This is a genomic window from Streptomyces monashensis (assembly GCF_001866665.1).
Classification (GTDB): Bacteria; Actinomycetota; Actinomycetes; order Streptomycetales; family Streptomycetaceae; genus Streptomyces; species Streptomyces monashensis.
Map to the genome: position 1 here is coordinate 1 of NZ_MLYO01000093.1, position 25,201 is coordinate 25,201.

The following is a 25,201-nucleotide window of genomic DNA, read 5'->3' on the forward strand; positions in this document are numbered from 1 at the left end:
GCCTTGGTGAGCGTGACCTTGGACAGGCGGACCGGCGCGGGGGGCGGTGGGGCGACCGTGGGTGCCGTGGGGGGCGGCGGGGGCGGCACGGTCGGGAGCGAGGGCGGTACGGGGGGCATCGCGGGTGCCGACGGCATCGTCATCGTGGGCGGTGCGGCGTGCTGCGGTCCCTCCACGGTGATCCCGAAGTCCGTTGCCAGGCCTTCGAGTCCACTGCTGTAGCCCTGGGCGACGGCGCGGAACTTCCAGCCGCCCTGGCGGCGGTAGAACTCGCCGAGCACGAAGGCCGTCTCCGAGGTCGCGCCGGGGCTGTCGAAGCGGACGACGACGGAGCCGGTCGCGCCGTCGGTCACCTCGATGTAGAGGCCGGGGACCTGTGCGAACGTGCCGCCGTCGGCGGAGGCGGCGAGGACGATCCGCTCGATCGCTCCCTCCACGCGCGCGAGGTCGACGGAAAGAGTGTCGGTGACCTGCCCGCCGACCGTCCGTTTGCCCTCGTGGCGTACGGCGCCGGAGGGGTGCGCGGGCTGGTTGTAGAAGACGAAGTCCCCGTCGGAGCGGACCCGTCCGGCGGCGAGGAGCAGCGCCGAGGCGTCGGCGTCGGGCACTCCGGGGCCGGAGCGCCAGCCCAATTCGACGCGCAGGGCCGTGGTCGGCACCGGCGCGTTCGACCCTTTCGGCATTGACATGTCCCACCCCAATCCGTGTCGGCTCCCGGGCACCCCCGGCCGTCCGGCCATCCCTACCCGCACAACCTATTCCCGGGGCGGGCGAACTCCTCTGAACAGCACGGGAAGATCGCTGGCCGACCGCCGGTAACCCCGCAGAAAGCCTCCCTTTACATGATTCAAACGCGGGTCGGTGCCCCATTTTGCCAAGTTCGCTCGGATTGGGGATCCCAGGTCACTGCCGACACAGAAAAGAACCCTCTTATCGGTCTCCCCAACGAGCACATCGTGGGCTTAACTTATGTGCCATGACCTCCCCCCGCTCCACTTATGGTGGCGGCTACTACTCCGCCTCCTTCCCGGACACCCCGATCTACGACTCCCTCGTCGCCGAGCGGGGCACCCCGCAGATCGCCCCGATCCGGGTCCCCGCCGCCTACGACATGGGCAGCAGCCTGCCCGCCCTGCCGTCGGCACTGCCCGCCCTCCCGGCGGCCCCCTCCCCGCAGCCGCCTGCCTACGGCTACCCGCAGACGCCGCAGCCCGCGCCGCTCCAGCAGGCGCCCACGGCGTACATCCCGCAGCAGGCGAGCGCCCCGCGCGGTTACCCCGGTCCGCAGGCCCCGCAGCCGCAGCGCCCGATGGCGGGCGGCACGGGGTACGAGGCCATGCGCCCCGCTTCGCCGCGGCCCGCGCCGGCTCCCTACCAGGACCCGTACAACAACCAGCAGTACCGCGGCTACTGACCGGCGCTCCCTCGCTGTCGGTGCCGCCTGGCACGATGGCGTCATGGGACACGCCGAAGTGCAGTCGATCCACGTCCATCCGGTCAAGGCGTTCCGGGGATTCGCGCCCCAGGAAGCTGTGGTGGAGCCCTGGGGCCTGGCCGGAGACCGGCGCTGGACACTGATCGACGACGGGGGAAAGGTCGTCACCCAGCGCGAGCAGCCGCGCCTCGCGCTGGCCGCCGCCGAGCTGCTGCCCGGCGGCGGAGTCCTGCTGTCCGCGCCCGGTCGCGCGCCGTTGGCGGTGACCGTGCCCGAGCCGGGCGAGACCGTGCCGATCAGCGTCTTCGGCACGAAGGTGGAGGCCGTCCCGGCCGGACCGCCCGCGCATGCCTGGTGCAGCGCCTTTCTGGAGGCGGACGTCCGCCTGGTGCACATGGACGACCCGGCCACCCGCCGCCCGGTCGACCCCGCGTACGCCCTGCCCGGGGAGACGGTCAGCTTCGCCGACGGCTATCCCCTGCTGGTCACCACCGCGGCCTCCCTCCACGCCCTCAACTCCCTGATAGCAGAGGGCACTCACGGCCATGAGGGTCCGCTGCCGATGAACCGCTTCCGGCCCAACCTCGTCGTCGCGGGCACCGAGGCCTGGGCAGAGGACCACTGGTCCCGCGTCTGCGTCGGCGACGTGGTCCTGCGCGTCGCGAAGCCGAGCGGACGGTGCGTCGTCACCACGACCGACCAGGACACCGCCGTACGCGGCCGCGAGCCCCTGCTCACCCTGGCGCGGCATCGCAGGGCCGGCTCGATGCTGGTCTTCGGGCAGAACCTGGTGCCCCTCACGCCGGGCACGATCAGGGTCGGGGACCCGGTGCGGGTGCTGGAGTGACACGCGACAACGGCCGGACACGGACGGGAACCCAAAGGAGGGCACGGTCGTTGAGAGTGCATGAGAAACGCGTGAGAAGCCGCGCTCGGCACCGTCCGCGGCGGACGTGACGTCGCTCTCTCTTGCTCCGGGGCACGGATGCACGCCCGCTCCGGGGGTTATGACGGAGCGGAAGGGGGTGGGGACATGCGGGCCATCAGGGGGCTGTGGCGCTGGCGGCGCAACCCGCTGTGCCGACCGACCGATCTGGCCGAGGCGTGGGTGGCGCTCGTGGCGCTGGTACTGATCGCCGTGGCCGCACCCGTGACGGGTGGTCTGGTCGGTGCCGTCGCCCAGGACGCGCTTCAGCGGTCGGTGCGCGAGCAGCAGCACACGCGCCACCTCGTCACCGCCACGGTGGTGCGCCCCCTCAAGGACACCCCGCTGGAGACGGATCCCGACGCCGTCGCGGTGCGCGAGTCCCGCCACCGCGTCCTCGCCGACTGGACCGCTCCGGACGGCACCCGGCAGTACGGCTCGGCCCTGGCGGACCTCAAGTCCCCGCACACGGGCGACCACTTCGCCGTCTGGACGGACCCGCGGGGCCGAATAACCACGCGTCCGCTGGACTCCCCCACCGCGACGACGCACGCGGTGCTGGCCGGATTCGGCGCGGCCCTGCTGATCGCCGGCCTGGTCGAGGGCGTCCGGCGCCTGGCCGTATGGCGCATGATCCGCCGGCGGTACGCGCGCTGGGACCAGGCCTGGGACCGGGCCGGCCCGGACTGGGGCAAGGCGGGCACCGGCAGCTGACGGCCTGACGGCTCTGGTCAGCCCACCACGCACGCACACGCTACGGTGGACCGGCCGAAACGCTTTCGGCGACAACCCGCGGATGAGCGAACCGCAGGGACGCGCAGGTTTTCGAAGAGCGCGCACGCGCACCGGCCCCCGGGCCGGGCGCCGTCGCGCTCCCGTCACCGGCGGCACGGTCCCGCGTGGGATCGAGTCATCAGTACGACGAGGTGGGGGCACGGCAACGCCATGGCACAGGGCACGGTCCAGGTGACGCACACCGGTACGTCGCGGTGGCGGCGCCGCACGGGTGAGTACGCATCTCTCGCCGCCGCCCTGGAGGCCGCCGCCGACGGCGACGTCCTCACCATCGCCCCCGGCACCTACCGGGAGAACCTCGTCGTGCAGCGGTCCGTGACGCTTCGCGGCCCCGACGGCTCCCCCGGATCGGTGCGGATCGCGCCCGAGGCGGGAGTGCCGCTGACGGTGCGGGCCTCGGCCGTGGTGCAGGACCTGCACGTGGAGGGCCAGGACGCGGCGGCACCGGCGCTGCTGGTCGAGGAGGGCACGCCCGAGCTGATGGACGTGCGGATCGTCACGCGCTCCGCCGCCGGCATCGAGGTGCGCGGCGGCGCCCGCCCGACCGTGCGCCGCTGCACGGTGGACAACCCCGCGGGCATCGGCATCGCCGTGCTCGACGGCGGCAGCGGGGTGTTCGAGGAGTGCGAGGTCGTGGCGGCCGGGCAGGCGGGCGTGGCCGTCCGCGGCGGCGCCCATCCGCGCCTTGTGCGCTGCCGTGTGCACCACGCCTCCGGCACCGGGCTGACGGCGACTGGGGAGAACTCCTCCCTGGAGGCGCTGGGTTGTGAGATCTACGAGGTCCGCGGTTCCGGTGTACAGGTGAGCCAGCGCGCCAGCGCCCATCTGACCGACTGCGACGTGCACCGCACCACCGCCGACGGCGTCACGCTGGACACGGACGCGGTGCTCACCCTCGCCGACTGCCGTATCCACGACATCCCGGAGAACGCGGTCGACCTGCGCTCCCGCTCCGTGCTGACGCTGACCCGCACGACGGTCCGTCAGTTCGGGCGCAACGGCCTGTCGGTGTGGGACCCGGGCACCCGGGTGGACGCCAACCAGTGCGAGATCTTCGACAGCACGGGCGACTACCCGGCGGTGTGGGTGAGTGACGGCGCCACGGCCGTCCTCGACTCCTGCCGGGTGCACGACGTGCCGGACGCGCTGTTCGTGCTGGACCGCGGCTCGCGCGCGGACGTCGTGGACAGCGACCTGTCCCAGGTGCGCAACACGGCGGTGTCGGTGAGCGACGGGGCGACCGCGCAGCTCGACGACTGCCGTATCCGGGAGGCGGCCACCGGCGCCTGGTTCCGCGACCACGGCAGCGGCGGCACGCTGAACAACTGCACCCTGGACGGCACCCAGACCGGCGTGATCGTCACCAAGGGCGCCGACCCCACCGTCGAGCGCTGCACGGTCGACTCCCCCGCCGAGGCCGGTTTCTACGTCTCCGCGGGCGGTCGCGGCAGCTTCCTCACCTGCCGGGTCAGCGGCAGCAGCGGCTACGGCTTCCATGTGATCGACGGCTGCCGGGCGACCCTGCGCAAGTGCCGTACGGAGCGTTGCGCGCGCGGCGGTTACGAGTTCGCCGACAACGGCCCGGACGCCGGTTCCGGGACGGGCCCGGTCGTGGAGGACTGCACCAGCGACGAGAGCGGGGGCCTGCGGCCGTCGGCGGCGCGCGAGACCGCCGTACAGACGGCGACGCACACCGCCGGCCTGCTCGGCTCGATCCCGGGACAGCGCACCACGGAGCAGGAGCCGGTGGTCGACACCGCGGAGCCGGCCGCGTCGGCGCGCACCTCGAAGGACGTGCTCGGGGAACTCGACACGCTGGTCGGCCTGGAGAGCGTCAAGCGCGAGGTGCGGGCGCTGACCGACATGATCGAGGTGGGCCGGCGCCGGCAGCGGGCGGGCCTGAAGGCGGCCTCGGTCAAGCGGCATCTGGTGTTCACCGGCTCCCCCGGCACCGGAAAGACGACGGTCGCCCGGCTCTACGGCGAGATCCTCGCCTCGCTCGGCGTACTGGAGAAGGGGCACCTGGTGGAGGTGTCCCGGGTCGACCTGGTCGGCGAGCACATCGGCTCCACGGCCATCCGCACCCAGGAGGCCTTCCAACGGGCGCACGGCGGCGTGCTGTTCATCGACGAGGCCTACGCTCTGTCGCCGCAGGACGCCGGCCGGGACTTCGGCAAGGAGGCCATCGACACCCTGGTGAAGCTGATGGAGGACCAGCGGGACGCGGTGGTGGTGATCGTCGCCGGGTACACGGCGGAGATGGAGCGGTTCCTGTCCGTCAACCCCGGTGTCGCCTCCCGCTTCTCCCGCACCATCACCTTCGGCGACTACGGCCCCGAGGAACTGCTGCGGATCGTGGGGCAGCAGGCCGACGAGCACGAGTACCGGCTGGCGTCGGGCACGTCCGAGGCGCTGCTGAAGTACTTCACGGCGATCCCGAAGGGCCCGGCGTTCGGCAACGGCCGCACCGCCCGGCAGACGTTCGAGGCGATGGTGGAGCGGCACGCGAGCCGCGTCGCCCAGCTCGCCGACCCGAGCACCGACGACCTGACCCTGCTGTACGCGGAGGACCTGCCCGCGCTGCCGTGAGCCCCGGGCGGCACCGGCAGGTCCCGGCATCCGGTCTAGCCGACCCCGCCCGCGGAGTCTCGCGGATCCGGTCGCGGCTCCGGGCGCTGAACCGGCACCTCCGGACGCAACCGGGCCAGCAGGCAGGTGCGTTCGCGTTCGAAGTCGGGGTCCGCCTGGTAGTCGGAGTGGCCGAGGATGGGTGCCGGGAGCGGATGCTGCGCGGTGCGGCCGTAGGCGAGGGGGTCCCGCAGCGGGCCGTGGTCGACCTCGGGGCTGGTGTCGTCGGGGATGCGGACGGGGCCGCCGATGGGGTCGGTCCGGCGGTAGAGGTTGCGCCAGCAGGCGACGTCGCGGTGCAGGGCGGCGAGCGCGGGCGGCCCGAAGTGGGCGGGGAACCAACGGCCGTAGAGACGCTCCAGCGGGGAGCCGTAGGTCAGCAGGGCGATCCGTTTGCGGGTCGACGGGGTCAGCTGCCAGGCGGCGGCCGCGGCCAGGACGCTGCCCTGGGAGTGGCCGGAGAGGACCAGGCGGCCGCCGGTGCGCTGCGTCCAGGTCGCCATCCGCCAGGTCAGATCGGGCACGGCCCGCTCGGCGTAGCACGGGGGCGCGAAGGGGTGGGCGGCGCGCGGCCAGAAGGTGCCGACGTCCCACAGGATGCCGATGGTGCGCCGTGCCGAGGCGTCCTTGTAGGCGCGCCGGCCCCAGGTCACGAAGAGCAGGAAGCCGAACCCGACCAGCCAGGAGCCCAGAGCCTGCGAGGTCCCGGCCGCCGCCCGCAGCACGTCGGCGGTGCGGTGCGCGGCGCCGTCGGGCGTCGTGCCGGTGGTCATGGCGCCCGCCAGGGCCAGGGCGCCGAGCACGAGGGTGGTGGCGGTGAGGACGGCGACGACGAGGGGCGCGCGGTCGGTGAGGGTGGCCATGGCCCGGACCTGGGCGATGGTGCGGGTGCGGCCGGGGTCCTCGGGTTCGCCGGGGTGCTCGTGGCGGATGCGGGCGCGTTCGGCGCGGGCGAGCCGGGCGGTGCCCAGTCCGAGCCGGATCCCGAGGAGCAGCAGGACCGCGAGGACCGGCGGGATCGTGGACGCCTGCCAGGTCAGCAGGACGGGCGGCCCGGCGGGCAGGGCGCCGGTGCCGTCCAGCCAGCCCGCGACGCGCTGGGCGACGCCGCCGGACATCACGCCGCCCAGGGAGCATGCGAGCAGCGCGACGGCCGGACCGCCGAGGCCGCGCATCCCGGCGCGCCGGTCGGGTGCGCGGCGGTGAAGGTCCCGGGCGACGACGGCGAGCGCGATCACCAGCAGCCCTTGGGCCAGCATGAGCGTGCCGAAGGCCGGGTCGCCCGGCAGCCGCCCGGTGGAGTGCCAGCCGGGCCGGGACCAGCCGGCGTAGAGCGCGGTGAGCAGTAGCAGGGCGAGCGCGCCGAGCGGCAGTCGGCGGACGAGATGCCGGTCGAGTGCCTGATCGAGGGTGTTCTCGCTGCGGCCCCGGCGGCAGACCACGCCCACCGCCGCTGCCGCGCCGGCCAGCAGGGCCGCGGTCAGCAGCCAGCTCAGCACGTTCAGGGCCGCCGAACCGCCGGGCCGGTGGTCGAAGCGGGTCGCCGGGGTCGCCACGGCGGCGGCCACGGTCAGCAGGCCGGCCGCGGTGTGCGCGGCGCGCAGCCGGGCCACGAGCCGGCGCCCGTACCAGAAGCCGGGCATCGCCAGCGCGCTGCCGTCGGTCTCCGGCTCCGGTTCGCGGGACATCGGGCGGTGCGACTCGTACGCGCTCCAGGTGCGGCGCGAGAGGTACCAGAGCAGCCCGGTCAGCGCGACCGGCACCAGCGCCGCGAGGGCGAGCCGGCGGCCGGGCAGGCTCCACCAGCCGCCGTCCGCGACGGACGCCGCGACGCCGGAGAACGTCAGCCAGGTGTGGCGGCGGGCGCACGCGGGCGCGCCCGCGCACTGCCAGGCGACCAGGTCCAGGGCCACCTCGCAGGCGGCGGCCACCAGCAGCACGGTGAGGGTGAGCGCGGTGAGGCGCACGAGGAGGCCGTACAGGCGGACGGCGCGCGGCCGGTCCGTCGCGGCGGGGCGCATCCAGTGGGCGAGGTTGACCACCATGAACGGCAGCAGTAACAGCCACAGGGCACGGCTGCTGTCGCCGGAGGTCAGGTTGCACCAGACGTACGCCTCCCGCACCGGCTCGCCGCGCGGCACCTTCCCGGGTTCGGTGTCCACCGCGCGCCGGAACACGGCGGCGGTGTCGTCGCCGGTGACCCGGACCGTGCGCGGGTCGCCGAGCATCTTCTCGGGTGTGGTGCCGCCGACCCCGTGCACCAGCAGTTCCAGCTCGGCCCGCGGCGCGGCCCCCCGGTCAGCCGGAGCGGGCTGCCCCGCGGCGGGCCGGTGCGCCCGGTCGGTGCCCGGCTCGCCGGGCCGGTTGGTCTGCCGCCCCGTGGAGCGGTTCTGCGCGCGTTCCACTGTCGTCGCACTCCCGTGCCCACGCCCGAAGGGTCTGAGTCGATGCGGGCTTCAGGATCTCCGCTGGGCCGGTGCCGTGTACCGCTCGTCACGCAATCTCCCCGATCCGTGTGACATCGGGACGGCACACCTGTGACACGGGTGGCATGTGCGCGTCGTGACAGGCGGGTGGCGCGACCCCTGCCGAGCCGTGAAAGGATGGGATGCCCGCGCACCTTCGGTGCTCCGTATTCTCCTGGTCGGAGCCGGTGCGGCGGGCGTGTCGGACGGTTGGCGGCGAAAGGACCGGTGCGTACGTGAGTGAGAATCAGAACCTCCTCGCGGAGCAGCGCCGCGCCCTGATCCTGGACGAGGTCCGGCGCCGGGGCGGTGTGCGGGTCAACGAGCTGACCCGCAAGCTCGGGGTGTCGGACATGACCGTGCGCCGGGACCTGGACTCCCTCGCCCGTCAGGGCATGCTGGAGAAGGTGCACGGCGGGGCGGTGCCGGTGGTCGAGGCCAGCACCCATGAGCCGGGGTTCGAGGCCAAGTCGGGTCTGGAGCTGACCGCCAAGGAGGACATCGCGCGGACGGCGGCCCGGCTGGTCAGCCCGGGCGCGGCGATCGCCCTGTCCGGCGGTACGACGACGTACGCGCTCGCGCAGCATCTGCTGGAGGTGCCCGACCTCACCGTCGTGACGAACTCGGTGCGGGTCGCGGACGTCTTCCACGCGGCGCAGCGCACCTCGGGTCAGCGCCAGGGCGCGGCCACGGTGGTGCTGACGGGCGGGGTGCGCACTCCGTCGGACTCGCTGGTGGGGCCGGTCGCCGACCAGGCCATCGCCGCTCTCCACTTCGATCTGCTGTTCCTCGGTGTGCACGGCATATCGGTCGAGGCGGGGCTGTCCACGCCGAACCTCGCGGAGGCCGAGACCAACCGGCGTCTGGTGCACTCCGCGCGCCGGGTGGTGGTGGTCGCCGACCACACCAAGTGGGGCACGGTGGGCCTCAGTTCGTTCGCCACGCTGGAGCAGGTGGACACGCTCGTCACCGACGCGGGGCTGCCGGCCGAGGCGCGTACGGAGATCTCGGAGCATCTGCCGCGGCTGATCGTGGCGGGCGAGAGCGAGAGCGAAGTCGAGGCAGTCGAGGACATCTGACGGGCCGTCAACTAGGCTGGCTCCTTCAACTGCCCTGCTTCGGGGCGGGAGTTCGGACGTCACGAGGGGGTTCGCGTCATGCCGCACCGTCTGCGCCCGGTCGGGCCGGAGTTCGTCGACAACGCGCCGGTACGGCTCGTGTTCGCACGGGACATGGCCGCCCCTCCGGAGGCCGTCTTCCACGCCCTCGCCGAGGATGTGCCCGGCTGGCCACAGTGGTTCTCGGCCATCGCCTCCGCCCGGCCGACCGAGGGCGGGCGCGAGGTGCGGCTGCGCGGCGGCATCCGTTTCCGGGAGACGGTGCTCGCGGCGAAGGGGCCCGAGGTGTACGCCTATCGCGTCGACGTGACGAACACGCCGGGCGCCCGCGCCTGGATCGAGGAGTGGCGGCTGGCTCCGGCCGGTGCGGGGACCCGCGTGCGGATGACCTTCGCCCTCGACGGCACGACGCCCTTCCGACTGGCATGCGGGCTGGCCCGCCCCGGGGTCGGCCGCTCCTTCCGCACGGCGGTCGCCGCGCTCGACCGACGCCTGCACTGACCGCCCGAGGCACCGGACCGGCCGGGTGCTCAGTGCGGCCAGGCGCCCGTCGTCAGGAGGGTGTCGATCGCTGCCGAGTACGGCGTGATGTCGAGGCCCTGCTCCGCGAGCCAGGCGTCGGAGTAGTACTTGTCGAGGTAGCGGTCGCCCGGGTCGCACAGCAGGGTGACGACGCTGCCGGTGCGGCCCTCGGCCACCATCTCGGAGACGATCTTCAGCGCGCTCCACAGCCCGGTCCCCGTGGAGCCGCCCGCCTTGCGGCCGATGGCCCGCTCCAGGGCGCGTACGGCGGCGACGCTCGCCGCGTCCGGCACCTTCATCATCCGGTCGATCGCGCCGGGCACGAAGCTCGGTTCCATGCGCGGCCGGCCGATGCCCTCGATCCGGGAGCCGCAGTCGCAGGTGACGTCGGCATCGCCGGCCGTCCAGCCCTCGAAGAAACAGGAGTTGTCCGGGTCGGCGACGCAGACGCGGGTGTCGTACTGCATGTAGTGGACGTAGCGGGCGAGGGTGGCGGAGGTGCCGCCGGTGCCCGCCGTCGCGACGATCCAGGCCGGCTCCGGGAACCGTTCCAACTCCAGCTGGCGGAAGATGGATTCGGCGATGTTGTTGTTGCCGCGCCAGTCGGTGGCCCGCTCGGCGTAGGTGAACTGGTCCATGTAGTGGCCGCCGGTCTCCACCGCGAGCCGGGCCGACTCCTCGTACATCCTCCGTGAGTCGTCCACGAAGTGGCACCGTCCGCCATGGAACTCGATCAGGCGGCACTTCTCGGCGCTGGTCGTGCGCGGCATGACCGCGATGAAGGGCACGCCGATCAGCTTGGCGAAGTAGGCCTCCGACACGGCCGTCGAGCCGCTGGACGCCTCGATCACCGGGCGATCGGGACGGATCCAGCCATTGCAGAGACCGTAGAGGAACAGGGAACGGGCGAGGCGGTGCTTGAGGCTCCCGGTGGGGTGCGTCGACTCGTCCTTGAGGTAGAGGTCGATGCCCCACCGCTCGGGCAGCGGGAAGCGGAGCAGGTGCGTGTCCGCCGAGCGGTTGGCGTCGGCCTGGACCTTGCGTACGGCTTCTTTCAGCCAGTCGCGGTAGGCGGGGTCGCTGCGGTCCACGTCGAGGGTGGCGCCGGTCCGGATCTGGGGGGTGGTGCTCACGGCGGTGCTCCTTACGCTGGGCGCCGACAGCGCCTGACGCGGCCGACACCTTGAGCATAGGCATCTTTGACACCGCTTCCCACCTGCATAAACGCATCTTTGAGCGGCCCAAAGCGGCCCTGGGGCACGGGCGGGCGCGGCGGCCGGGGGCGCGTGGCGGGAGTGCTCCGGGCGGTCGTCGCACACGCCCCGCGTGTACTGGTGCTCTCGGCCGCCTCGGGGCAGACTGCACGCAACGGGACCTATCGTCCCGCTGGGTCGCGGAAGCACACGCGCAAGGGGGCTGCAAGCGATGGCGGAGCCGGAGTTCACGGCCACGGGCGTGCGGATCGGCAAGCGGCTGCGTTCGCTCACGCGTGCCGGGCAGGTCCGGATCAACGACGGCAGGCTGGAGTTGCTCAACAGCTACGGCAGCGAGATCGACAGCGCGCCGGTGCAGGCGGTGCGGGCGTCGAAACCGTGGTTCGCCGCGGACGACCGGGCACTGGCCGACCTCAACGGCCAGCGGTACCTGCTGACGCTGGGCGAGCACGACCCCGCTCCCGGCGAGCCCGGGCCGCCCGCGGCCCGCCGGTTCATCGAGGCGGTGCGCCGGGCCGCGGGCCGCGGCGGCTGAGCGCCGTACGGCCGCCGGGTGGGGAACCCGGCGCTCACACTCCGAGCAGCGTTGCGCCGCGGCGAGTTGCGGGAGCGCATCCGCCCTGTCACGCTGTTCACACACGTCACTCTGGGTTTACCGGCGATAACGCTGCGAACCAGCCCGCCGGCCATGACAGCAGGCGGACGTTTGGACGCAAGCACCCTGCTGGATCCGTTGTTCTCCGTGTTCTTCCGGTCCCTTCGGACCTCTACACCGGGGAGTCGCGAGCCGTGATCAGTCATCCGAGCAGGCACTGCACGGTGGAGCTCCAAGCCCTGCCGTCGCGGATCGGCCAGGTCCGCAGAATCGTATCTGCGCAGTTGCGCTACTGGCATATGGACCCGTTGATAGACCGGGCCGCACTCGGTGTGACGGAGCTGCTGAGCAACGTCCACCGGCACGCCAGGCCCGACAAGACGTGCACCGTCGAGCTGGAGTTGCTGGCGGACCGGCTCACGGTCTCGGTGCGCGACAGCGACCCGCGGCTGCCGGTGCCGGCCGACACGGCCGCGGACGCGCCGGACGCCGGGCCGCTGGCCACCTGCGGCCGGGGGCTGGCGATGGTGGCCGCGGTGAGCGACAGCTGGGGCGCGCGGCCGGACGGCGAGAACGGCAAGGTCGTGTGGTTCACGCTGCCCGCCCCGGAGGAGGCCCGGACGCATCCGGCGAAGACCCCGCGCCGCCCGGCACGGGCCGCGCAACCGGTCCGGACGACGCCGGTACCCGTGCCCGTGGTGGCCGCGGTACCGGTCACGGTGGTGGCTTCGCCGACCACTGCCGGTACTCCTGTGGCGGCCGGGGCTGTGGTGACCGCGGCAACGGTCGTGCCCACCGGAACGCCCGTGGGTGCCACCGTCGGTGTGGCGAGCGTGGCCCCTGCGCCCGATCCGGCCCCGACCCCGACTCCCGTTCCCGCGGTGGCACACGCCTCCGCCGGGCCCGGGGCACAGGCTCCCGCCCGGTCAGCCGTTCCCGGCTGACCGGGCGGTGAGACCGCTTACGGACACGGACGACCGCGACTGCCTGTCGGGCCGGACCGGACCCGGCTCGGCCGGCCGCTTCGACGCGGTCGGCCGCAGCGGTTCCCGCACCGCGGGACCCCGACGGCCGCGCGGACTCGCCGAGTCAGGTCGGACCCTGCCCGGCCGCAAATCCGACGCAGCCGATCACAGCGGCTTCCACACCCCCGGAACGCGGACAACCGTGCCCGCCCGCCGAACCAGGTCGGGCCGAACCCGGCCGACAGATCCGGCACAGGCGATCGCAGCGGTTCCCGCACCCCCGGAACTCGGACAACCGTGCCCGCCTACCGGGCCGAAACGGACCCTGCCCGGCCTGCGGAACCGACACAGCCGGGCTCAACAGACCGCGCACCACCGGGATCCGAACAACCCGCCCGCCCACCGGACCATGAAAACCCTGCCCGGTCACGGGAATCGACGCGGGCCGTCGTGGCGGCCCGGCGCGCCCGAGACGCCGGCGGTCGCCCCCCACCGGACCGGGCCGGAACGGACCGTGCCCGGCCGCGGATCCGACGCGGCCGGGCACAACAGACCCCGCACACTCCCCAGGGCGGTCACTGCGTCGCGATCGCCCGCAGGACGTCCAGGTTGGCCGCTCGCCGGGCCGGGCGCAGGCCCGCGAGGGCGCCGGCGGTGAGTCCGACGAGGGTCACCACGGCGAGCCGGGTGGGGGGCAGGGCGAAGGCGAAGGCGGTGTCGCTCGCGCCGTCGGAGGCCTTGACCAGCACCCAGCCGAGGAAGGTGCCGAGGCCGAGTCCGCCGACCGTGCCGAACGCGGCGACCAGGACCGACTCCCAGCGGACCATGGCCCGTAGCTGGGTGCGGGTCTGCCCGACGGCCCGCAACAGTCCCAGTTCCCGGGTGCGTTCGTGCAGCGCGAGGGTCAGGGTGTTGGCGATGCCGAGCAGGGCGATGAGCACCGCGAGGGCGAGCAGGGCGTAGACGAGGGTGAGCATCATGTCGATCCCGCCCGCCGAGGACTGCGCGTACTCGCCGCGGGTCTGCACCTGCGGGTTGCCGTAGCGTGCCGCGACCCGCTTGACCGCCGCCTTGCCCGCGTCGGCGTCCACCCCGTGCTTGAAGGTGACCGCGATCAGCGTGTCGGAGTCCTGGGTGCGGTGCGGGGCCCAGGCGGCCCGGGTGATGACGTAGTCGCCGGCGAGTTCGGACCGGCCGTACACGGCCCGGACGGTGAAGGTCTCGCGCGTGCCGTCGGTGAAGGTCAGACGGGCGCTGTCGCCGGTGCGCAGATGCTGCCGGTCGGCCTCCGCCCGGGTGAGGGCGATGCCGTCGGTGCCGAGGTCGCGCAGCGAACCGATGACCGTGCCGAGGTCGAAGGTGCGGGCGAGCGCGGCCGGGTCGGTGACGGTCAACGCCCTTCCCCTGCCGTCGACTTCGGCGACCCCGCGGCCGAGTCCGACGGCGGTGTCCACCTGGGGCAGCCGGTTCAGCGCCGGGGCGAGCCGGGGGCTGAGTCCGCTGCCGCCCGCGCCGAAGGAGGGGTTGCTGACGGCGACGTCGCCCGCGAAGGAGCGGGACACCGTCTGGTCCATGGTGGCCTTCAGCGAGGCGCCGAAGACGGTGAACAGGGACACCACGGCCACGCCGATCATCAGCGCGCTCGCGGTGGCGGCCGTCCGCTTCGGGCTGCGCAGCGCGTTGCGCCGGGCCAGGCCGCCGGTGACCCCGCGCAGCCGGTCCAGCGGACGGCCGAGCAGGCGTACGACGGTGGTCGCGGCGACCGGCCCGAGGACGACGAAGGCCGCCAGGGCGAGCAGTGCGCCGAGTCCCGCGAGCCATACGGACGGGGTGACGAGGACGCCGCCGAGGGTCGCCGCGAGCGCGAGCGCGCCCAGGGTGGCGCCGGTGACCGCGCGCGGGCGGGAGGCGCCCGAGGTGTCGACGTCCGTCTCGCGCAGCGCGGCCAGCGGCGCGGTGCGTCCGGCGCGCAGGGCGGGCAGCAGCGCGGAGGCCAGACAGACCACCACGCCGACCGTGAACGGCAGGGCCATCGACAGGATCTTGATCACCAACTCGCCGTCGGGGAACGGGAATCCGATCGCGGGGAAGAGTGCCTGCAGCCCGGCGGCGATGCCGATGCCGCCCGCGAGCCCGGCGAGCGAGGCGGTGAGCGCGACCGCGAGCGCCTCGGCGAGGGCGAGGGCGGTCACCTGCCGGCGGGCGGCGCCCAGAGCGCGCAACAAGGCGTTGTCGCGGGTGCGTTGGGCGACCACGATCGCGAACGTGTTGTGGATGGAGAAGGTGGCGACGAGCAGGGCGACGCCGGAGAACACGAGCAGGAAGGTGGTGAAGAGGGTCAGGAACTGGCCGGAGATCATGTCGGTGTTCTCGCGCGCCGACTGCTGTCCGGTGATGACCTCGACTCCCTTGGGCAGTACGGGATTCAGTCGCCGCACGAGCTCGCTCTGACCGACTCCGGGCGCCGCCCGCACGTCGATGGCCGCCGCCTGTCCCGGCCGGGCGGTGAGGTACCGCTCGGCATCCGCCTGGGTCATGCCGGTGAAGGTCACCTGGGCCATGCCGTCCTGGCCGTCGAAGGTGGCGAGGCCCACGACGATCACGCGCACCGGGTCGGGGGTGCGCAGGGTCGTGGTGTCGCCGATCCTCAGGCCCGCCTTCTTCGCCGCGCCCCGGTTCACCACGACCTCGCCGGACCGGGCGGGGGCGCGGCCCTCGGCGAGCCGGTACGGGTTGAGCCGCGGGTCGGTGATCCAGTTCCCGGCGAGGGTGGGCGGCCCCTGACCGCCGACGGGTCTGCCGTCGGCGCCCACGAGTTGGCCGCGCCCCTCGATGTCCGGGGCGGCGGCGGCCACGCCGGGCACCCGTTCGACGGTGCGCACCAGCGAGGTCTGGACGGGCTGCCGTACGCCCTGGCCCTGGCCGGGGGCGGTGATGGCGTCGGCGCCGCGCACCACGGCGTCCGTGCCGGCGGTGGCCTCGCCGAACATGGTGCCGAAGCTCGCCCTGAGCGTGTCGCCCATGACGAGGGTGCCGGCCAGGAACGCCACACCGAGGAACACGGCGAGGAAGGTGCCGGCGAAGCGGCGTCGGTGCGCGCGCAGCGAGGCGCGGCTCAGCCGGAGCGAGGCGTTCACGACCGCACCTCGAAGGCCTTCATGCGGTCCAGGACGCGGTCGGCGGTGGGCGCTGCCATACGGTCGACCAGGCGGCCGTCGGCGAGGAAGAGCACCTCGTCGGCGTGCGCGGCGGCCACCGGGTCGTGCGTGACCATGACGACCGTGCGGTCCATCTCCCGCACGGCCCGGCCGAGCAGGCCGAGGACCTCGGCGCCGGACCGGGAGTCGAGGTTGCCGGTGGGCTCGTCGGCGAAGACGACGTCGGGCCGGCCGGCGAACGCCCGGGCCACGGCGACGCGTTGCTGCTGGCCGCCGGAGAGTTCGGACGGCCGGTGGTGCAGTCGGTCGCGCAGCCCGACGACGTCCACGAGCGCGTCGGTCCACGCCGGGTCGCCGCGCCGGCCGGCCAGGTCCAGCGGGAGGGTGATGTTCTCGGCGACGGTCAGGGTCGGCACCAGGTTGAACGCCTGGAAGACGAACCCGATCCGGTCGCGCCGCAGCAGGGTCAGCCGGCGGTCGTCCAGCGCGCCCAGGTCGGTGTCGCCGATGCGGGCGGTGCCGGAGGTGAGGGTGTCGAGGCCGGCCGCGCAGTGCATGAGCGTGGACTTGCCGGAGCCGGAGGGGCCCATGATCGCCGTGAAGCGTCCGGCGGGGAAGTCCACGGTGACGCCGTCGAGCGCGCGTACGGCGGTGTCGCCGCCACCGTACACCTTCACCGCGTCCGTCACCCCGGCCGCGGCCCGCCGCAGTGCGGTCGTCGTGGTCATGCCGGGCCGCCCTTGCCCGTGCGGCCGAACTGCTCGTCCAGGACGGACAGGCGGCGCCAGTACTCGTCCTCGTCGATCTCGCCGGAGGCGAAGCGGCGGCCCAGGACCGCGAGCGGGGAGTCCCCGGCCGGGCGGCCGCCGTCGACGGGCCGCTGCCAGGGACCGCGACCGCGCCACACGGTGCGGCGCAGGAGCGTGACGGCGCCGATCACGACGGCCGCCCAGATCAGCGGGAAGAACAGGATCCACGGGCCGGGCCCGCCGTGCCAGCTCGCCAGGGTCTGCATCTCGGGTCATCTCCCTTGTCGTCATGTCGTCCCCGGACTTCGGGGACTGACACGAGACTCCCTCCGGCAGGGGGTCCGGGTCGTCGTGCGGCCGGCGGCACAACGCATACCCCCCGGGGAGTACGAGGCCGGGGGCGCGCCTGCTCCCTGGGGACCGATGCTCCGCGGGGACGGGCGCTCCTTGGGGACTGGCGGATTGTAACTACTAGTATGTACAGTGGATGCATGAGCACCCCGGAGCGACTGATCGAGTCCACGCGCGAACTGCTGTGGGAGCGCGGTTACGTGGGCACGAGCCCGAAGGCGATCCTGGAGCGCGCGGGCGCGGGCCAGGGCAGCATGTACCACCACTTCAAGGGCAAGCCCGATCTCGCCCTGGCGGCGATCCGGCGGACCGCCGACGACCTGCGCGCCACGGCCGAGCGCGTCCTCGCCGGGCCGGGCACGCCGTACGAGCGCATCGAGGCGTATCTGCTGCGCGAGCGGGACGTGCTGCGCGGCTGCCCGGTCGGCCGTCTCACGATGGATCCGGACGTGATCGCCAGCGAGGAGCTGCGCGCGCCGGTGGACGAGACGATCGCGTTCATCCGGCAGCGGATCGCCGAGCTCGTCGAAGAGGGCAAGCGGCAGGGGCAGTTCGCGCCCGGACTGGACGGTGAGGAGATCGGCGCAGCCGTCCTCGCGACGGTCCAGGGCGGCTACGTCCTCGCCCGCGCCTCGGGCTCCCCCGCCGCGTTCGACGCGGGCGTGCGCGGCCTGCTCTCCCTGCTGACTCCTCCGGCCACCGGAAAGGACCGCTGAATCCGATGCATGCCATGCAGTACGAGCTGACGCTCCCCGCCGACTACGACACGGGGATCATCCGTACCCGGGTCGCCCGGATCGGGCATCTGCTCGACGACTGGGACGGCCTCGGCTTCAAGGCGTACCTGCTGCGCGAACGCGGGCGGTACGGCTCCGTGGTGAACCAGTACGCACCGTTCTACCTGTGGAACACGGTCGAGGGCATGAACCGCTTCCTGTGGGGCGGCGCCTTCCAGGGGCTGGTGAACGACTTCGGCAGGCCCACCGTACGGCAGTGGACCGGGCTGGGCTGCGCCGAGGGGACGGGTACGCGCGCGGCGCTCGCCGTGCGGCGCCGTCAACCGGTCGCGGAAGGCGTGGAGTTGGCCGGGACGGTGGAGGATGCCCTCGCCGAGACGCAGCGGCTGGCCGCCGAGGACGGCGCGGTGCTGGCGGCGGCGGCCGTGGACACGCGCGCGTGGGAGCTGGTGCACTTCTCGCTCTGGGAGCACGACTCCCCGAAGGCCGAGGGGGACGTCTTCCAGGTGCTGCACCTGTCCGCGCCCGGCCGGGACCGGCTCCCGCGGGGGCGGCAGTGGTGAGGTTCGTCCGTACGGTTCTCGGCGACATCGCGCCCGAGGAGCTGGGCGTGTGCGACGCGCACGACCATCTCTTCCTGAGCAGCCCGAAGTTCCCGGGCCAGGAGCTGAACGACACCGCCGCGGCCCGGGCCGAGCTGGCGGCGTTCCGGGCGGCGGGCGGGGCGGCCGTCGTGCAGTGGACGCCGTACGGCATGGGACGCCGGGCGGCGGACCTGCCCGAGCTGTCCCGGGCCACCGGGGTGACGCTGCTGTGTGCCACCGGCCTGCACCAAGCCGCCCATTACACACCCGAGTTGCTCGCCGGGCTGCGCGGCCGGCTGGCCGAGGTGTTCGTGTCCGAGCTGACCGAGGGCATCGCTGCGACCGGGGTCCGGGCCGGGCTGATCAAGGTGGCGGGCGGCTTCCACGCGCTCGACGCGCACACCCGCTGGACGATGACGGCGGCGGCCGAGGCGAGCCGTGCCACCGGTGCGCCCATCGCCGTGCACCTGGAGATGGGCACCGGCGCGCTGGACGTACTGGAGCTGCTGTGCGGGGAGTTGGACGTGCCGGGCGATCGGGTGATCCTCGGGCATCTGAACCGCTCTCCCGACCCGGTGGTGCAGCGGGAGGCCGCCGGCTCCGGCTGCTGGCTGGCCTTCGACGGACCGTCCCGCGCCCACCACGCCACCGATTGGCGCATGCCGGATGCGGTGCGCGCCCTGGCGGAGGCCGGTTTCGCCGACCGGCTGCTGCTCGGCTGCGACACCGTGCTCGCCGGCGCCCGTTCGGTCGACGGCGGGCCCGGCATGCCGTACCTGCTGCGCAGGGTGCGACCGCGGCTGGTGGCGGAGTTGGGCGCGGAGCTGGTGGAGCGGATCCTCACGGAGCATCCGGGGCGGGCGTTCGGGATCGACGGACGGTGAGCGGTGGTGGCGTGCAGGGCGCGTCGGCCCCTACGGCGGTGCGGTGCGGCTCAGTTGTCGGCGTAGTGGCACAGGACCGGGTGCAGGTAGTCGACGTGCGGGCCAGGGAGCCCGGACAGGTCCGGTGCCGGGCCGACCAGCTCGATCCGGTCGAACTCGGGGTCGTCACCGCGGGCGGTCTCCGCCGCCACCAGCTCGGCGTACCGGTCGTACAGCTCCTGTGCGGGACGCGGTGGGGCGAGGAACAGCACGCCGACGCTGCCGCGCTCGCCCCGGGTGGCCAGCCACCGGGTGAGGGCCTCGGGCGGGGTGTCGGAGCCGGTCTCCTCGGCCAGTTCGCGGGCTGCGTGGGCGCACAGCGCGGCGAGATCCAACTCGCCGGTTCCGTCCGGGGGTTCGACGGTTCCGCCGGGCAGCTGCCAGCGGCCGGGAGCGGCGGTCGGGGGAGACATCCGGCCCACCATCAGACGGCCGTCGTCGGCGGGCTGGAGCACGGCCACGAACAGGGACGAGAGCGCGGGCGCGCCGGGCACGTGCCGCAGCGCGCGGTACCGGTAGGTGGCCCGCGCCCAGGTCAGCACCAGGCCGTCCGCGCCGTCGCGGTCCACCCCGACGAGCGCTGCCGCCGGGCCGTCGAAGAGGGCCGGGTTCGCCCGGACCGCCTTCTGCCACACCTCGTCCATCGCCGAGCGGTGCGGCCCCGACAGGGCCGGCAGAGCCGTCTCGACCAGGCGCAGGCGGGCGGCGGGCAGGAGTTCCACGGCCGGGGCGCCGTGCGCGGTCACCGCAGTGCCGCCAGCGGATCGTCCAGGACCGGCTGCCAGGCCAGTTCGGCCGCGCCGACCAGGCTGTTGTGGTCCAGCGTGCACGGCAGGATCGGCACGCCGCCGCTCTGGCCCCACAGGCTGCGGTCCGCGACGACCGCGCGCAGCCGGCCGGGGTCGGCGTCCAGCAGGGTGCGGTGCAGGCCGCCGAGGATGATGCGGTCGGGGTTGAGGATGTTGACGAGCCCGGCGAGACCGAGGCCCAGGCGGTCGACGAGCGCCTCGGCGGCCGTACGGACGGACGGGTCGTCGTACCGCGTGCGCAGCAGGTCGTTGGCCTGCTGGAGCAGGGACACCTCGGGACCCGGCTCGCGGCCCGCCTCGATCAACAGCGCCAGCGGGTCCGCCTCGACGTCGAGACAGCCACGGCTGCCGCAGTGACAGGGGCGGCCCTCCGGGTTGACCGTGAGGTGGCCGACCTCCAGCGCCAGGCCCGAACTGCCGGTGTGCAGACGGCCGTCGAGGACCAGGGCGCCGCCGACGCCCCGGTGTCCGGTGGCCACGCACAGCAGGTCCCGGGCGCCCCGGCCGGCGCCGTGCCGGTGTTCGGCGAGCGCCGCGAGGTTGACGTCGTTGCCCGCGAACGCGGGGCCGGTGAGGCCGGCGGCGCGCACGCACTCGGCGAAGATCCGGCGGACGGGGGCGCCGACCGGCCAGGCCAGATGCAGCGGGTTGAGGGCCAGTCCGTCGGGTTCGGCGACGGCCGACGGTACGGCGAGCCCGGCGCCGACGCAGCGGCGGCCCGTCGTGCGCAGCAGCTCGGCGCCCGCCTCCACCACCGAGCCGAGCACCTTCGCCGGGTCGGCGTCGACGGTCTCACAGCCCGGCGCGGTCGCCACGATCCGTCCGCCGAGGCCGACCAGCGCGGCCCGGAACCCGTCGGCGTGGACCTGGGCCGCCAGCGCCACCGGCCCGTCCTCGGCCAGCTCCAGCCGGTGCGAGGGCCGCCCCTGGGAGCCGGCGGCCGCACCCGGCCGGGCGTCCACCCGGATCAGCCCGAGCGCCTCCAGCTCGGCGGCCACCGCTCCCGCCGTCGCCCGGGTGACCCCGAGTTCGGCGGTGAGCACGGCACGGGTCGGTGCCCGCCCGGTGTGCACGAGCTCCAGCGCGGGCCCGAGCGCGCCGCGCCCTCGGTCCAGTCGCGCCCTCGAGGTCGTCCTCTCCCCCGCCGTCCGGGGGTCCGCCTTGCCGCTCATGAGGGCGAGTCTCCCATGATCCGCGATCACGGGTCCGGGCCGCCCGCTACAACCCGCTCACCCGCAGGGTGATGTTCAGCCGTCCGCGGAGCCCCAGCCGGGGCGGTGCCGTACCGGGACGTACGCGCGGCACCCCGTGGTAGGCCCGCCGGGACGGCCCGCCGAAGACGAACAGATCGCCGCTGCGCAGCTCCACGTCGGTGTACGGCCGGGCGCGCGTCCCGGTGTTCCCGAAGCGGAACACACACGTGTCGCCGAGGCTCAGCGAGACCACCGGCGCGTCTGCGCGCTCGTCGGCGTCGCGGTGCATGCCCATGCGGGCCTCGCCGTCATAGAAGTTGATCAGCGCAATGTCGTACGAAGCCGAGGGGACCGCCGCCGGGCCGAGGGTGTCGGCGACCGCGCGGCGGCCCAGCTCGCCGAGCCAGGCCGGGAAGGGCTTGACCGGGGCGCCGTCGCCGTCGATGGCCGTGCGGGCATAGGCGTACGGGTACCAGTGCCAGCCCAGGCAGACCTGCCGGGCGGTCATCGTGCCGCCGCCGGGTGTGCGGACCGTGCGCAGTCCGGCCGGGGGCCGGGCCCAGTCACGGCAGGCGGCGAGCAGGTGCCGCTGCCCCTCGTCGTCCAGCCAGCCCGGGGCGTGCACGGCGCCCGGCGCGACTCCCGCACGCTCCCTGGGAAACAGCTCCGCGTCCACACGCTCCATCATGACGCAGGCCCGCCGCACCGCCCCTGATCTGCGGCTCCGCTAGCCTGGGGGCACGATGAGCGAGCGTATGACGACACCGTGGGGCGAGGTCGAGCTGACCCGCTTCCCCGAGGATCCCCGCGACCGGCTGCGTGCCTGGGACGCGTCCGACGCGTACCTGCTGCGTCACCTGGCCGAGGAGAAGGTGCCGCTCACCGGCGCGGTCGTGGTGGTCGGGGACCGCTGGGGCGCGCTGGCCACGGCGCTCGCCGCGCACCACCCGACGCAGATCACCGACTCCTTCCTCAGCCAGGAGGCGACCCGGGCGAATCTGGCGCGGGCCGGCGTGGAGCCGGGTGCCGTCCAGCTGCTCACCACCCAGGACCCGCCGCCGGAGCACGTGGACGTGCTGCTGGTGCGGGTGCCGAAGAGCCTCGCGCTGCTGGAGGACCAGCTGCTGCGGCTGGCGCCCGCCGTGCACGCGGGCACGGTCGTCGTCGGCACCGGCATGGTGAAGGAGATCCACACCTCCACGCTCCAGCTCTTCGAGCGGGTCCTCGGCCCGACCCGCACCTCGCCGGCGCACCAGAAGGCCCGGCTGATCTTCTGCACCCCGGACCCGGCACTGCGGCGGCCCGCGAACCCGTGGCCGTACGCCTACGCCCTCCCGGACGGCATCGGGCCGGCCTCCGGGCGCACGGTCGTCAACCACGCCGGCGTCTTCTGCGCCGACCGGCTCGACATCGGCACGCGTTTCCTCCTGCGGCATCTGCCCGGCCCGGGCGCCGCCCGCGTGGTGGACCTCGGCTGCGGCAACGGCGTCGTCGGTACGGCGGTCGCGCTGGCGGACCCGTCGGCCGAGGTGCTGTTCGTCGACGAGTCGTTCCAGGCGGTGGCCTCGGCGGAGGCGACGTACAAGGCCAACGGCGTACCCGGGCACGCGGAGTTCCGGGTCGGCGACGGGCTCGCCGGGGTGGCCCCGGGCAGCGTGGACCTCGTCCTGAACAACCCGCCGTTCCACTCCCACCAGGCGACGACCGACGCGACGGCATGGCGCATGTTCACCGGCGCGAAGCGCGCGCTGCGGCCGGGCGGCGAGCTGTGGGTGATCGGCAACCGCCATCTCGGGTACCACGTGAAGCTGAAACGGTTGTTCGGCAACTGCGAACTGGTCGCCTCCGACCCGAAGTTCGTGGTGTTGCGGGCGGTCAGGAAGGACTGACGGGACACCGCGTACGGTCAGGCCGACGTCCGGCTCAGCACTCCGATGATCCGGCGCACCTCGTCCGCCATCGCCTCCCTCCCCACGCTCAGGTACTTCCGTGAGTCGACGGCCTCGGGGTGGGCGGCGAGGAACTCCCGGATCGCCCCGGTCATCGCCACGTTGAGCGCCGTGCCGACGTTGACCTTGGCGATACCGCCCGCGACCGCCTCGACCAGGCCGTCGTCCGGTACGCCGGAGGAGCCGTGCAGGACGAGCGGGACGGCGAGCGCCGCGGACAGCTGCTTCAGCAGGGCGTGGTCGAGGCGGGCCGTACGGGTGGTCATCGCGTGCACGCTGCCGACGGCGACGGCGAGCGCGTCGACGCCGGTGCCGGTCACGAAGTCACGGGCCTGGTCGGGATCGGTGCGCGCGCCGGGCGCGTGGGCGTCCAGCGGAGGTCTGCCGTCCTTGCCGCCGACCTGCCCCAACTCGGCCTCGATCCAGAGCCCTTGGGAATGCGCCCAGTCGGCGGCGGCCCGGGTGGCGGAGAGGTTGTCGGCGTACGGCAGCCGGGCCGCGTCGTACATCACCGAACCGAACCCCGCGCCCGGTGCCTGCCGCAGCAGGTCGTCGCTCTGCACGTGGTCCAGGTGCAACGCGACGGGTACGGCGGCCCGTTCGGCGGCGGCGACGGCGGCGTGGGCCAGCGGCAGCAGGCGTCCGTAGCGGAACTTGACGGCGTTCTCGCTGACTTGGAGGACGACGGGAGACTGGGCCGATTCGGCGCCGGCGATGACGGCTTCGACGTGTTCCAGGGTGATGACGTTGAAGGCGGCGACGGCGGAGCGGGCCGTGGAAGCGGAGGTGATCAGCTCGCCTGTGTTCACGAGGGGCACTTCGGGTGTCCTTCCCAAACGCGGACCGGGGGTGGCCGGGGGCCGAGGGCTGAGGAGCGTGGGTGAGCGGGACGGTCGGGTCCTGGTCGCAGGGGGCGGCCGGAAGTGGCGGTCCGAGGTGACGGGGACGCGGCCGGACGCCGGATGAGAGTGGTCCGGGAGCCGCCGGAGATCGGCGGCTCCGGGCCCGTGGCCGGCGGGTCCCGGCCCGGGATCAGCCGGTGGTCGAGGGGGGACTGCGGGAAGAGTGCGCGGGCCGGCCGGGCGTCGGACAGGCGCTCAGGGAGCGAGGATCACCGAGCGGGTGAGGTGGCGCGGCCGGTCGGGGTCGAGGCCGTGCGCGGCGGCGACGGCGACCGCGAGGCGCTGGACCCGGACGAGTTCGGCCAGCGGGTCGAGCTCGCCCTCGATCCACAACCCACCGGTGGCGCCGACCTGTCGGGCAAGTCCCTCGGGTGCCTCGCCGAGCATCCAGGCGGCTCTGCCCCCACTGGTGATGCTGATCGGGCCGTGCCGGTACTCCATCGCCGGATAGGCCTCGGTCCAGGACAGCGAGGCCTCGCGCATCTTCAGCCCGGCCTCGTTCGCGAGCCCGACGGTCCAGCCGCGCCCGAGGAACGTGAACTGGGTGCAGGCGACGAGCTGTTCGGGAAGAGGAGTGGTGAGGGCCGTGCGCGCGTCGGCGACGACGGAGTCGGCGTGCAGGCCGAGATGGGCGCGCAGGAGGGTGAGGGCCGTGGTGGCGAACCGGGTCTGGACGACGGAGCGCTCGTCGGCGAAGTCCAGGACGACGAGGTCGTCGGCGGCGGACATGACGGGGGTGGCGGGGTCGGCGGTGACGGCGGTGGTCCGCGTCCGCCCCTTCAACGCACCGAGCAGCTCCAGCACTTCGGTCGTCGTACCGGAGCGGGTGAGGGCGACGACCCGGTCGTACGACCGACCGTGCGGGAACTCGGAGGCGGCGAACGCGTCGGTCTCGCCCTGCCCGGCGCCCTCCCGCAGCCCGGCCACCGCCTGCGCCATGAAGTACGAGGTCCCGCACCCCACGATCGCGACCCGCTCCCCGGACTCCGGCAGCGCCGCCTTGTACCGCTGCGCCCCCTCGGCGGCCCGCGCCCAGCACTCCGGCTGGCTGTTCAGCTCGTCCTCGACATGGGTCATGCCCACACCCTTCCCTCGCTGATTGTTCCTGCAAGATATAGCGCACTTTCGAGCACGATCAAGCATCCACGCTCAGAGGGCCGTGCGCTAGGGTCACCGGGAACACG

At 73.9% G+C, this 25,201-nt stretch carries 22 protein-coding genes and 1 pseudogene; 12 read left to right on the forward strand and 11 right to left on the reverse strand.

Features of this window, described 5'->3' with window-relative positions:
* A partial coding sequence (locus BIV23_RS41210) for a TerD family protein (RefSeq protein WP_177240227.1) occupies window positions 1-689 on the reverse strand: 689 nt, incomplete at its 3' end.
* Between the two features lie 287 nt (window positions 690-976).
* Here BIV23_RS41210 and BIV23_RS41215 point away from each other — a divergent pair.
* From BIV23_RS41215 to BIV23_RS41230, 4 genes are all read left to right on the forward strand, one after another.
* On the forward strand, window positions 977-1,414 hold the full coding sequence (locus BIV23_RS41215) for a DUF6643 family protein (RefSeq protein WP_071386136.1): 438 nt from the start codon (window positions 977-979) through the stop codon (window positions 1,412-1,414).
* Window positions 1,415-1,457: 43 nt separating this feature from the next.
* Window positions 1,458-2,282, forward strand: a complete 825-nt coding sequence (locus BIV23_RS41220) for an MOSC domain-containing protein (RefSeq protein WP_071386137.1) — start codon at window positions 1,458-1,460, stop codon at window positions 2,280-2,282.
* A gap of 186 nt (window positions 2,283-2,468) precedes the next feature.
* Entirely contained in the window at window positions 2,469-3,074 is a 606-nt protein-coding gene (locus BIV23_RS41225; protein ID WP_071386138.1) for an Rv1733c family protein, read from the forward strand.
* A gap of 231 nt (window positions 3,075-3,305) precedes the next feature.
* Complete coding sequence (locus BIV23_RS41230; RefSeq protein WP_071386139.1) at window positions 3,306-5,744, forward strand: right-handed parallel beta-helix repeat-containing protein; 2,439 nt, start codon at window positions 3,306-3,308, stop codon at window positions 5,742-5,744.
* Between the two features lie 35 nt (window positions 5,745-5,779).
* Here the strand turns inward: BIV23_RS41230 and BIV23_RS41235 are convergent, their stop codons facing one another.
* Window positions 5,780-8,188: a hypothetical protein gene (locus tag BIV23_RS41235; protein ID WP_071386140.1), complete on the reverse strand. Its 2,409-nt coding sequence runs from the start codon at window positions 8,186-8,188 to the stop codon at window positions 5,780-5,782.
* Between the two features lie 296 nt (window positions 8,189-8,484).
* Between BIV23_RS41235 and BIV23_RS41240 the strand changes: the two genes are divergently transcribed.
* Together BIV23_RS41240 and BIV23_RS41245 are read left to right on the forward strand one after the other, a co-directional pair.
* Window positions 8,485-9,327, forward strand: a complete 843-nt coding sequence (locus BIV23_RS41240; RefSeq protein ID WP_071386141.1) for a DeoR/GlpR family DNA-binding transcription regulator — start codon at window positions 8,485-8,487, stop codon at window positions 9,325-9,327.
* A 78-nt stretch (window positions 9,328-9,405) separates the two neighbouring features.
* Window positions 9,406-9,867, forward strand: coding sequence for an SRPBCC family protein (locus BIV23_RS41245; protein ID WP_071386142.1), 462 nt, complete (start codon window positions 9,406-9,408; stop codon window positions 9,865-9,867).
* A 29-nt stretch (window positions 9,868-9,896) separates the two neighbouring features.
* On the opposite strand, the gene cds1 is transcribed toward BIV23_RS41245, so the two are convergent.
* Window positions 9,897-11,021 (reverse strand): L-cysteine desulfhydrase Cds1, encoded by a 1,125-nt coding sequence (cds1, locus tag BIV23_RS41250; protein ID WP_071386143.1) that lies wholly within the window; start codon window positions 11,019-11,021, stop codon window positions 9,897-9,899.
* A gap of 292 nt (window positions 11,022-11,313) precedes the next feature.
* Here cds1 and BIV23_RS41255 point away from each other — a divergent pair, with 292 nt between their 5' ends.
* Together BIV23_RS41255 and BIV23_RS52850 are read left to right on the forward strand one after the other, a co-directional pair.
* On the forward strand, window positions 11,314-11,637 hold the full coding sequence (locus tag BIV23_RS41255) for a hypothetical protein (protein ID WP_071374519.1): 324 nt from the start codon (window positions 11,314-11,316) through the stop codon (window positions 11,635-11,637).
* Between the two features lie 254 nt (window positions 11,638-11,891).
* Window positions 11,892-12,365: pseudogene (locus tag BIV23_RS52850) on the forward strand (ATP-binding protein); the annotation flags it as partial.
* A gap of 872 nt (window positions 12,366-13,237) precedes the next feature.
* Here the strand turns inward: BIV23_RS52850 and BIV23_RS41265 are convergent.
* Genes BIV23_RS41265 through BIV23_RS41275 form a run of 3 tightly spaced genes read right to left on the reverse strand, consistent with a single transcriptional unit; the run spans window position 13,238 to window position 16,835 of the window.
* Window positions 13,238-15,799, reverse strand: a complete 2,562-nt coding sequence (locus tag BIV23_RS41265) for an ABC transporter permease (protein ID WP_071386145.1) — start codon at window positions 15,797-15,799, stop codon at window positions 13,238-13,240.
* Window positions 15,796-16,548, reverse strand: a complete 753-nt coding sequence (locus BIV23_RS41270) for an ABC transporter ATP-binding protein (protein WP_071386146.1) — start codon at window positions 16,546-16,548, stop codon at window positions 15,796-15,798. Before BIV23_RS41270 ends, BIV23_RS41265 begins: the two co-directional genes overlap by 4 nt.
* Window positions 16,545-16,835, reverse strand: coding sequence for an SHOCT domain-containing protein (locus tag BIV23_RS41275; protein WP_071386147.1), 291 nt, complete (start codon window positions 16,833-16,835; stop codon window positions 16,545-16,547). Before BIV23_RS41275 ends, BIV23_RS41270 begins: the two co-directional genes overlap by 4 nt.
* Before the next feature lie 210 nt (window positions 16,836-17,045).
* Here BIV23_RS41275 and BIV23_RS41280 point away from each other — a divergent pair, with 210 nt between their 5' ends.
* From BIV23_RS41280 to BIV23_RS41290, 3 genes are read left to right on the forward strand one after another with little or no spacing between them, the layout of a single operon-like run.
* On the forward strand, window positions 17,046-17,636 hold the full coding sequence (locus BIV23_RS41280) for a TetR/AcrR family transcriptional regulator (protein ID WP_071386148.1): 591 nt from the start codon (window positions 17,046-17,048) through the stop codon (window positions 17,634-17,636).
* A gap of 5 nt (window positions 17,637-17,641) precedes the next feature.
* Complete coding sequence (locus tag BIV23_RS41285) at window positions 17,642-18,220, forward strand: DUF4865 family protein (protein ID WP_071386149.1); 579 nt, start codon at window positions 17,642-17,644, stop codon at window positions 18,218-18,220.
* Window positions 18,214-19,125 carry a phosphotriesterase family protein gene (locus BIV23_RS41290; protein ID WP_071386150.1) on the forward strand — a complete coding sequence of 304 codons (912 nt, stop codon included), beginning with the start codon at window positions 18,214-18,216 and terminating at the stop codon, window positions 19,123-19,125. The genes BIV23_RS41285 and BIV23_RS41290 overlap by 7 nt, the downstream gene beginning before the upstream one ends.
* Window positions 19,126-19,175: 50 nt before the next feature.
* Here the strand turns inward: BIV23_RS41290 and BIV23_RS41295 are convergent, their stop codons facing one another.
* The 3 genes from BIV23_RS41295 to BIV23_RS41305 are packed head-to-tail and all read right to left on the reverse strand — an operon-like array spanning window position 19,176 to window position 21,842.
* Window positions 19,176-19,910 (reverse strand): NUDIX hydrolase, encoded by a 735-nt coding sequence (locus BIV23_RS41295; protein ID WP_245790899.1) that lies wholly within the window; start codon window positions 19,908-19,910, stop codon window positions 19,176-19,178.
* On the reverse strand, window positions 19,907-21,145 hold the full coding sequence (locus tag BIV23_RS41300; protein ID WP_071386151.1) for an ROK family protein: 1,239 nt from the start codon (window positions 21,143-21,145) through the stop codon (window positions 19,907-19,909). Before BIV23_RS41300 ends, BIV23_RS41295 begins: the two co-directional genes overlap by 4 nt.
* Before the next feature lie 46 nt (window positions 21,146-21,191).
* Entirely contained in the window at window positions 21,192-21,842 is a 651-nt protein-coding gene (locus tag BIV23_RS41305; protein ID WP_071386171.1) for an alpha-ketoglutarate-dependent dioxygenase AlkB family protein, read from the reverse strand.
* A 79-nt stretch (window positions 21,843-21,921) separates the two neighbouring features.
* On the opposite strand from BIV23_RS41305, the gene BIV23_RS41310 reads away from it, so the two are divergent.
* A complete protein-coding gene (locus BIV23_RS41310) occupies window positions 21,922-23,055 on the forward strand; it encodes a methyltransferase (protein WP_071386152.1) in 1,134 nt (377 codons plus the stop codon).
* Window positions 23,056-23,072: 17 nt separating this feature from the next.
* Here the strand turns inward: BIV23_RS41310 and BIV23_RS41315 are convergent, their stop codons facing one another.
* Entirely contained in the window at window positions 23,073-23,933 is an 861-nt protein-coding gene (locus BIV23_RS41315) for a class II fructose-bisphosphate aldolase (protein WP_071386153.1), read from the reverse strand.
* A 279-nt stretch (window positions 23,934-24,212) separates the two neighbouring features.
* Window positions 24,213-25,094 (reverse strand): SIS domain-containing protein, encoded by an 882-nt coding sequence (locus BIV23_RS41320; protein WP_071386154.1) that lies wholly within the window; start codon window positions 25,092-25,094, stop codon window positions 24,213-24,215.
* Between the last annotated feature and the right edge of the window lie 107 nt (window positions 25,095-25,201).

Bases quoted from the DNA above. Each gene is read 5' to 3' on its own strand.
- BIV23_RS41215 (WP_071386136.1), top strand. From the start codon at position 977: ATGACCTCCCCCCGCTCCACTTATGGTGGCGGCTACTACTCCGCCTCC.
- BIV23_RS41220 (WP_071386137.1), top strand. From the start codon at position 1,458: ATGGGACACGCCGAAGTGCAGTCGATCCACGTCCATCCGGTCAAGGCG.
- BIV23_RS41225 (WP_071386138.1), top strand. From the start codon at position 2,469: ATGCGGGCCATCAGGGGGCTGTGGCGCTGGCGGCGCAACCCGCTGTGC.
- BIV23_RS41230 (WP_071386139.1), top strand. From the start codon at position 3,306: ATGGCACAGGGCACGGTCCAGGTGACGCACACCGGTACGTCGCGGTGG.
- BIV23_RS41245 (WP_071386142.1), top strand. From the start codon at position 9,406: ATGCCGCACCGTCTGCGCCCGGTCGGGCCGGAGTTCGTCGACAACGCG.
- BIV23_RS41255 (WP_071374519.1), top strand. From the start codon at position 11,314: ATGGCGGAGCCGGAGTTCACGGCCACGGGCGTGCGGATCGGCAAGCGG.
- BIV23_RS41270 (WP_071386146.1), bottom strand. From the start codon at position 16,548: ATGACCACGACGACCGCACTGCGGCGGGCCGCGGCCGGGGTGACGGAC.
- BIV23_RS41275 (WP_071386147.1), bottom strand. From the start codon at position 16,835: ATGCAGACCCTGGCGAGCTGGCACGGCGGGCCCGGCCCGTGGATCCTG.
- BIV23_RS41280 (WP_071386148.1), top strand. From the start codon at position 17,046: ATGTACAGTGGATGCATGAGCACCCCGGAGCGACTGATCGAGTCCACG.
- BIV23_RS41285 (WP_071386149.1), top strand. From the start codon at position 17,642: ATGCATGCCATGCAGTACGAGCTGACGCTCCCCGCCGACTACGACACG.
- BIV23_RS41300 (WP_071386151.1), bottom strand. From the start codon at position 21,145: ATGAGCGGCAAGGCGGACCCCCGGACGGCGGGGGAGAGGACGACCTCG.
- BIV23_RS41310 (WP_071386152.1), top strand. From the start codon at position 21,922: ATGACGACACCGTGGGGCGAGGTCGAGCTGACCCGCTTCCCCGAGGAT.
- BIV23_RS41320 (WP_071386154.1), bottom strand. From the start codon at position 25,094: ATGACCCATGTCGAGGACGAGCTGAACAGCCAGCCGGAGTGCTGGGCG.